General features: G+C 68.2%; 4 protein-coding genes and 2 pseudogenes. 5 read left to right on the forward strand and 1 reads right to left on the reverse strand.

The features are described from left to right. Positions 1-303, forward strand: a pseudogene (locus P409_RS26285) (hypothetical protein); the annotation flags it as partial. Further along, positions 270-1,217 carry a choline ABC transporter substrate-binding protein gene (locus P409_RS26290; protein WP_034845390.1) on the forward strand — a complete coding sequence of 316 codons (948 nt, stop codon included), beginning with the start codon at positions 270-272 and terminating at the stop codon, positions 1,215-1,217. The pseudogene P409_RS26285 and the gene P409_RS26290, both read left to right, overlap by 34 nt. Before the next feature lie 277 nt (positions 1,218-1,494). On the opposite strand, the gene P409_RS26295 is transcribed toward P409_RS26290, so the two are convergent. Further along, the gene (locus P409_RS26295) at positions 1,495-2,334 is read right to left on the reverse strand and encodes an alpha/beta fold hydrolase (RefSeq protein ID WP_034845397.1); all 840 of its coding nucleotides are present in this window, start codon (positions 2,332-2,334) and stop codon (positions 1,495-1,497) included. 297 nt (positions 2,335-2,631) lie between these two features. On the opposite strand from P409_RS26295, the gene P409_RS26300 reads away from it, so the two are divergent. The 3 genes and pseudogenes from P409_RS26300 to ftrA all read left to right on the forward strand — a co-directional run. Then, positions 2,632-3,090 (forward strand): MarR family winged helix-turn-helix transcriptional regulator, encoded by a 459-nt coding sequence (locus P409_RS26300; RefSeq protein ID WP_034845398.1) that lies wholly within the window; start codon positions 2,632-2,634, stop codon positions 3,088-3,090. 127 nt (positions 3,091-3,217) lie between these two features. Continuing rightward, a complete protein-coding gene (gene lpdA, locus P409_RS26305; protein WP_034845399.1) occupies positions 3,218-4,618 on the forward strand; it encodes a dihydrolipoyl dehydrogenase in 1,401 nt (466 codons plus the stop codon). A 266-nt stretch (positions 4,619-4,884) separates the two neighbouring features. Further along, positions 4,885-5,125: pseudogene (ftrA, locus tag P409_RS26310) on the forward strand (transcriptional regulator FtrA); the annotation flags it as partial.

Consider the following 5,125-nt stretch of genomic DNA (forward strand, 5'->3'; position numbering starts at 1 on the left):
GCCGCCTTCCGGGCGGAGGTGGCGGCGCGCTGGGACCTGCCGCGGCTGCGCGAGCAGGTGCTGGAAAGCCAGCGGCGGCGCCGCTTCGTCGATGCGGCGCTGCGCCGGGGCGCGCTGCATGGCTGGGACTGGCAGCCGCGGCAGGACGCGACCCGGCAATATATCCGCAACCACATGGATCTCGACGACCTGGAGGCCGCCGCCCGGTTCCCGCGCGTCACGCGGGGCAACAACCCCCATGGGGACGACAACAACAGGGAGACAGCATCATGCGCGGACCACGCCTCATCGCCCTTGCCCTGACCGGGCTGCTGCTGGCGGCCATGCCGGCCGCCGCGGCCGACCCGGACAGCTGCGCCACCGTGCGCATGTCGGACCCGGGCTGGACCGACATCACCTCGACCAACGGCGTGCTCGGCACGCTCTTGGAGCCGCTGGGCTACACCCAGAAGGTGGAGACCCTGGCCCCGCCGGTGACCTTCGAGAGCCTGAAGAACGGCCAGATCGACGTGTTCCTCGGCAACTGGATGCCGGCGCAGACCCGCTTCATCGAGCCGCTGACGGCCGAGAAGGCGATCGAGGTGATCCGCCCCAATCTCGACGGCATCCGCTTCACCCTGGCGGTGCCGGCCTATGTCGCCGAGGCCGGGGTCAAGGATTTCGCCGACCTGGCCAAGCATGCCGACAAGTTCGACCACAGGATCTACGGCATCGAGCCTGGGGCGCCGGCGAACCAGAACATCCAGCGGATGATCGACACCAAGGATTTCGGCCTGGACGGCTGGACCCTGGTCGAGTCGAGCGAGCAGGGCATGCTCAGCCAGGTCGACCGGGCAGTGCGGCGGAAGGACTGGATCGCCTTCCTGGCCTGGGAGCCGCACCCGATGAACGCCAAGTTCCCGATCGCCTATCTCAGCGGCGGCGACGCCTATTTCGGCCCGAATTACGGGCGCGCCACCGTCTACACCGTGACGAAGCGAGACTTGTCGAAGAATTGCCCAAATCTCGCCCGGCTGCTGTCACAGCTGACATTCACGGTCGACATGGAGAACCAGATCATGGGGACGATCCTGGACGAGGGGGCGGATGGCCGCACGGCCGCCGCGAAGTACCTCAAGGCTCACCCCGACCTTCTCGCCGGCTGGCTGGCCGGCGTGACCACCCGCGACGGACAGGATGGCCTCGCCGCCGTCCGCGCCGCACTGACCAAGGGCTGAGGGAGGCCCGCAGCGCATGTTGACCGTGATCCGGGGTTGGATCGTCCAGCTGTTCAAGCCGCGCTACCACCCGGAGCGGCACTACATGCGCGGCCGCCCGACCGGCGGCACCTCGCGCTGAGCCAGTTCGACAGATCCTCGTCAAACAAACCGTCATCGCGAGCCCCGAAGGGGCGTAGCGATCCAGGGGCCGATGCCGCTGGATCGCCACGGCGCTACGCGCCTCGCGATGACGGTTCATGTTGACGGCAGGTCAGACGAACCCGCCGCCTCTACTTCAGCCCTTGATGAAGGCCAGCAGGTCCGGGTTCAGCACGTCGGCATGGGTGGTCAGCATGCCGTGCGGGAAGCCCTTATAGACTTTCAGCGTGCCGTGCTTCAGCAGCTTGACCGATAGCAGCGCCGAATCGGCGATCGGCACGATCTGGTCGTCGTCGCCATGCATCACCAGCGTCGGCACCTCGATCGCCTTCAGATCCTCGGTGAAGTCGGTCTCCGAGAACGCCTTGATGCAGTCGTACTGGGCCTTGGCGCCGCCGATCATGCCCTGGCGCCACCAATTGCCGATGACGCCCTCGGAGACCTTCGCGCCCGGCCGGTTGAAGCCATAGAACGGCCCGGCTGGAACGTCGCGGTAGAACTGGGCGCGGTTGGCGGCGAGCGCGGCACGGAAGCCGTCGAACACCTCGAGCGGCAGGCCGCCCGGGTTCTTCTCCGACTTCACCATCACCGGCGGCACGGCGCCGACCAGCACTGCCTTGGCCACCCGGCCGTTACCGCCATGCCTGGCGACATAGCGCGTCACCTCGCCTCCGCCGGTCGAATGGCCGATATGGACGGCGCCCTTGAGTCCGAGATGCTCGAACAGCTGCGCCGCGTCGGCGGCGTAGGTATCCATCTCGTTGCCGGTGTCGGTCTGGCTGGACCGGCCGTGGCCGCGCCGGTCATGGGCGACGACGCGGAAGCCCTGGCCCAGGAAGTACAGCATCTGGGTGTCCCAGTCGTCGCTGCTGAGCGGCCAGCCGTGGTGGAACACGATCGGCTGGGCGTCACGCGGGCCCCAATCCTTGAAGAAGATGGTCGTGCCGTCCTTGGTCGTGAACAATCCGCTGCTCATGGTGCTGTCTCCGGATGAGGGTGGGCGTGAGGGCGCGGCGGCAGCTTGCGCCAGGGAAGAATGCGGCAGGGCGGCCGCGGCGGCGAGTCCGACTCCTGCCGCCAGGACCAGCCGGCGCGAAATTCCGTCCGTCCCGTGCTTGCTGAGATCCATCTGCGGCTCCATAGATTATCGCGATATCAATTGTCGCGATAATCTATCGGTACCCGATCGCCTCGCTGGCGTCCAGCTACATCTTAGCGTGATATCATTTTTCGTGATAAATGTGGCTGCGCATCAGGAACAGGAGGGTGCCGCATGCCCTTGCCGAAGGACCGTCCGCTCGCGCTCGACGAGCAGATCTGCTTCACGCTGTACCGCACCAACATCGCCATCAACCGGACCTACAAGCCGCTGCTGGACGAGATGGGCATCACCTATCCGCAGTACCTCGTGCTGAACGTGCTGGGGGAGGAGGACGGCCGGACCATCGGCGCCATCGCCGCCCGCCTCGCCCTCGAATCGAGCACGATCACGCCCCTGGTGAAGCGGATGGAAGCCGCCGGGCTCGTGCAGCGGCGGCGCAGCCCGGGCAATGAGCGCGAGGTCCAGGTCCGGCTGACCGGGACGGGCCGCGATCTCTTCGGCCGCAGCCGCTGCCTGGGCGAATCGCTGCTGCAGCGGTCCGGCCTGACGCTGCCGCAGCTCGACGCCCTCAACCGCCAGGTCCAGGCGCTGACCGCGGCGCTGGACAGCGGGCTCGACCGGCCGGAGTGAGCCGGGCGACGGCCGGACCATAGGCCCGCATATCATCCGAGGATGGCAGCCGCCCGCCCAACGCAGTTGCGGCGCGGCGCCGGGTCATGCAGTTTGCGGCCACCCTTCCGCAAGCTGAGTGCGAGCGATGACCGAACCCACCGCCACCTATGACGTGATCGTGATCGGCGCCGGCCCCGGCGGCTATGTCGCCGCCATCCGCGCCGCCCAGCTGGGGCTGAAGACCGCCTGTGTCGAGAAGATGCCGACCCTGGGCGGCACCTGCCTGAACATCGGCTGCATCCCGTCCAAGGCGCTGCTGCACGCGTCGGAGCGGTACGAGGAGGCCGGCCATTCCCTGGCCGCCTTCGGCATCAAGGTTACGGGGGTCGAGCTCGACCTGCCGGGCATGATGGGCCACAAGGACAAGGTGGTGAAGGCCAATGTCGACGGCGTCGACTTCCTGTTCAAGAAGAACAAGATCGACCGGCTGAAGGGCGCGGCCCGCTTCACCGCGAAGGACCGGATCGAGGTCGAGGGCAAGACATACACAGCCAAGAACTTCGTCATCGCCACCGGCTCCGACTCGACGCCGCTGAAGGGTGTCGAGGTCGACGAGACGCGCATCGTCACCTCGACCGGCGCGCTGTCGCTGCCGGAGGTGCCGAAGCATCTGGTGGTGATCGGCGGCGGCGTCATCGGGCTCGAGCTCGGCTCGGTCTGGTCCCGCCTCGGCGCCAAGGTCACAGTGGTGGAGTTCCTCGACCGCATCCTGCCGACCAATGACGGCGAGGTGTCGAAGCAGATGCAGCGCGTCCTGACCAAGCAGGGCATGGCGTTCAAGCTGGGCTCCAAGGTCACCGCCGCGCAGAAGACCGACAAGGGCGTCACCCTGACCGTCGAGCCGGCCAAGGGCGGCGACGCGGAGACGATCGAGGCGGACTACGTGCTGCTGTCGATCGGCCGCCGGCCCTACACCGAGGGGCTGGGCCTGGACGCCGCCGGGGTCGAGCTGGACGAGCGCGGCCGGGTCAAGACCGACAAGCACTTCCGCACCAATGTCGAGGGCATCTACGCCATCGGCGACGTCATCGCCGGCCCGATGCTGGCGCACAAGGCCGAGGATGAGGGCGTGGCCGTGGCCGAGATCCTGGCCGGCCAGGCGGGCCATGTGAACTACGACGCCATCCCCAGCGTGGTCTACACCTGGCCCGAGGTGGCCTCGGTCGGCCGCAGCGAAGAGGAGCTGAAGCAGGCCGGCGTGGCCTACAAGGCCGGCAAGTTCCCGTTCCTGGCCAATGGCAAGGCCCGCGCCATGAACGCCACCGACGGCTTCGTCAAGGTGTTGGCCGACGCCAAGACCGATCGGGTGCTGGGCGTGCACATCATCGGCGCCGAGGCCGGCATCCTGATCGCCGAATGCGTGCTGGCGATGGAGTTCGGCGCCTCGGCCGAGGACATCGCCCGCACCTGCCACGCCCACCCGACTCTGAGCGAGGCGGTCAAGGAAGCCGCCCTCGCCGTCGACGGCCGCGCGATCCACATCTGAGACTGACGGCCCTCAAAGACTCACCACTCTCTCTTAGTCCCCCCTCCCCTTGCGGGAGGGGGGCAGGGGGAGGGGGCGTGCGCGCGTCCGCGCGCGAATGCGATCGGCTTCGAAATTCCAAAAGACCCCGGCCGGCTCTGGCGGAGGGAACCCCCTCCCCCTAACCCCCTCCCGCGAGGGGAGGGGGGACTCGGAGAAGCAGATCCGTGATCGGATCGAATGACCGGCGCCTTGACGTCCCGGCCGCGATGGCGTTCCCATCGCCCATGACCCACCCGCCGCCGAACCTCACCGTCGCCGTCCTGGCCTATGACGGGCTGTGCACCTTCGAGTTCGGCGTCGCGGTCGAGGTGTTCGGCCTGCCGCGGCCGGAATTCCCCGACTGGTACCGCTTCACCGTCTGCGCCGCCGAGCCCGGGCCGCTGCGCGCCACCGGCGGCATCCAGGTCCAGGCCGAGGCCGGGCTGGAGGCGCTGGAGCAGGCCGGCACCATCGTCGTGCCCGGCT

Source organism: Inquilinus limosus MP06 (assembly GCF_000767795.1).
Taxonomy (GTDB): domain Bacteria; phylum Pseudomonadota; class Alphaproteobacteria; order DSM-16000; family Inquilinaceae; genus Inquilinus; species Inquilinus limosus_E.

Coding starts and splice junctions, on each gene's coding strand:
- P409_RS26290 (WP_034845390.1), top strand. CDS start 270: ATGCGCGGACCACGCCTCATCGCCCTTGCCCTGACCGGGCTGCTGCTG.
- P409_RS26295 (WP_034845397.1), bottom strand. CDS start 2,334: ATGAGCAGCGGATTGTTCACGACCAAGGACGGCACGACCATCTTCTTC.
- P409_RS26300 (WP_034845398.1), top strand. CDS start 2,632: ATGCCCTTGCCGAAGGACCGTCCGCTCGCGCTCGACGAGCAGATCTGC.
- lpdA (WP_034845399.1), top strand. CDS start 3,218: ATGACCGAACCCACCGCCACCTATGACGTGATCGTGATCGGCGCCGGC.